2 protein-coding genes are annotated in these 2,546 nt (G+C 43.0%); one reads left to right on the forward strand and one right to left on the reverse strand.

The features are described 5' to 3' along the window. The first annotated feature begins 214 nt into the window (after positions 1 to 214). Positions 215 to 628, forward strand: coding sequence for an HlyD family secretion protein (locus tag Q7J27_15085; GenBank protein MDO9530463.1), 414 nt, complete (start codon positions 215 to 217; stop codon positions 626 to 628). Positions 629 to 1,147: 519 nt separating this feature from the next. Here Q7J27_15085 and Q7J27_15090 read toward each other — a convergent pair. After that, positions 1,148 to 2,362: an AAA family ATPase gene (locus Q7J27_15090; protein MDO9530464.1), complete on the reverse strand. Its 1,215-nt coding sequence runs from the start codon at positions 2,360 to 2,362 to the stop codon at positions 1,148 to 1,150. Between the last annotated feature and the right edge of the window lie 184 nt (positions 2,363 to 2,546).

Consider the following 2,546-nt stretch of genomic DNA (forward strand, 5'->3'; position numbering starts at 1 on the left):
AGAATACCCCGTCCTGTGGACGGGGATGAATGGTTTAAGCTTGACACTAATTATGAAATCGCGGTGGCAATAGCCATGAATTCGGCGTAATGCCCCGCCTTGTAGGCGGGGATAGTCGAATTCAAGCGATTTCTTTACTAACCAAACAAAGTTAGCTTTTCAATCGCATAAATCCCTGGTTAAGGAAAAAGAGGCAATTTACAAAGCGGAGGAATTGAAAAGGAGTTATACAAAAATTTATGCGCCATCTCATGGTTATGTTACCAAAAAATCTGTTGAAGTCGGTAATCAAATTCAAATCGGACAACCACTTATGGCAGTTGTTCCACTTGATGATGTGTGGGTGACGGCAAATTATAAAGAGACTGAGCTTGATAAGGTGAAGCCGGGGCAAAGAGTGGAAATAAGAGTGGATACCTATTCAGGCAAGGTATTTGAAGGAACCGTGCAGAGTATTATGGCAGGTACGGGTGCTGTTTTTTCTCTGTTTCCTCCTGAAAATGCCACAGGAAATTATGTAAAGGTCGTGCAGCGTATACCGGTCAAGATTGTTCTTGATAAAGGGTCAAACCGAGACCATATTTTCAGGATTGGCATGTCTGTTGTACCTACAATCATTATAAAATGAGGATCATCTCCCGATTAGTTGAAGTTAATTAAGGCAAAATAAATACCAGAGGGTTCAAGGGGTCAAGGATTCAAGGATTCGAGTGAAATGCTAAAAACTACAAAGAAGGGTACAAGGATTCAAGGGTTCGAGTGAAAGGAAGAAAGACAACCCTGGATTACATTAGGATGCTTTGAGAGCTTTGCAAAACTGCAATTCTGGTCATTGCGAGGAGCTTTAGCGACGCGGCAATCTTATGAATTATCAATATGTTGCGAGATTGCTTCGCTTTGCTCGCAATGACAATATTGGCATTATGCAAAGCTCTCTTTACGAATGCATCTTAATTAATCTTATAGCGCGGAAACTAAAAATGTGAAAGGAACCAAACTCGCCACCCCGTGGCTTGCCACGGGGTAATCCGTGTAATCTGCGAAATCTGTGGATTAAAATAGAAATCCCCAGGGGCTCCGCAATAAGGACATTTTTTCATTTTAACCGGCTCTCAGGAGAGACAACGGGGATGTCTTTTACGAACCTTCAGTATAAAAAACCGAACAACCACATGGGGATAATATTGCCAAAGCCCATGTCGATATCGTCTTTTATGATGTAGGCATTTTCTTTTCCTGCTATCTGTTTTTTCCCCTTACGGCTGCCGCCTACTTCAAGTAGATACTTATCCTCTACCAGAAAATCGCCTCGACTCGGAATGCGCACTTGCAGACCAGCGCTTATCAATTGATGCTGGATAAATGTTTCGCGCACCGTTCCGACAGGGTCTTCTCTGCCCAATTCCCCTGCGATTGCTCTGAGCAGGTTTGTATTTTGAATATAAATTTTAACGGGTTTACGCACGAGTTTGAAGCCTGATCCTTCCGGCATGACGCCTGATAAGAGACCGGCCCGCTCGAGATAGTCAAGGTAGACATAAAGAGTTGGCTTTGAAATTCCCAGGTTATTGGAAATACGCACAAGATTTGGCTCAAATGGTTGAGATGTGGCGATCAACCAGAGAATCCGTTTTAGCATCGGAACATTAGAAGATTTAATGTTTGACGTAGAGACAATGTCTTCGTAAAGTGTTTTTTCAATAATGTTTCTGAGCTTCGCAAGATATTCTTCTATTCCTTCAACAAAAAAAGGATAAATACCATGCTCAAGGTAATCTCGAAAGTGTCCCAACACAGGCCCCTCAACAAGAACTTCTGATGTCAATCGCGCATGTTCCTTTAATAGATCGGAAAGTGTGATGGCGGGAAACTTAACATTTCTGGCTAATAGCAGGTATTCTCGAAAAGAAAGACCCGGCAAAGTATAAAAAACAGCGCGCCGCGACAGGTCGGCCTTTCCAAGTTGCAATCCGAGAGTAGAACTGCCTGAAAAAAAGATTTTTGCTGATGGAAATGAATCATAAAGATTTTTTATTTCTTGCGGCCATCTGGCGTATTTGTGAATTTCATCAACGATAATAACCTCGCCGCCCATCCGAAAAAATTGTGATGCGATCTCATAGATGCCGACGGCCTCGACCCGAATGTTGTCCGCCGAAATATAAAGATATTTTGATAAATATGAACCTTTTCCAGCTAAATGCTGAAGCAACAGTGTAGTCTTCCCTGTCCCACGACCGCCAATGATTCCAATCAGGCGATTTTCCCAGTTGATCCGCTCGTAAAGAGAGCGATGTTTTTCTCTCGGAACCTGTTTAAGAAGAGCTTCCTGAATACTTAGAAATGGACTTAAATCAATCATAAAATTTGATGGTCTCGTAAAAAGTACAACACCGCACTTAACCGATAGGGGTAGGAACGATACATTGGTTTGTATCGCCCCTCCCTCCGAACCGGACTTGCGGATTTCCCGCATCCGGCTCTCCAGTCGGTGGTTTTACCTCATTGAGGACTGGCGCAACATACAATGGGCTTCCACAAGACTG

It is taken from the genome of Syntrophales bacterium (assembly GCA_030655775.1).
In the GTDB taxonomy this organism is placed as follows: domain Bacteria; phylum Desulfobacterota; class Syntrophia; order Syntrophales; family JADFWA01; genus JAUSPI01.

What these genes read in the sequence shown, in the direction of transcription:
- Q7J27_15090 (MDO9530464.1), bottom strand. Translation starts at nt 2,362, where the DNA reads ATGATTGATTTAAGTCCATTTCTAAGTATTCAGGAAGCTCTTCTTAAA.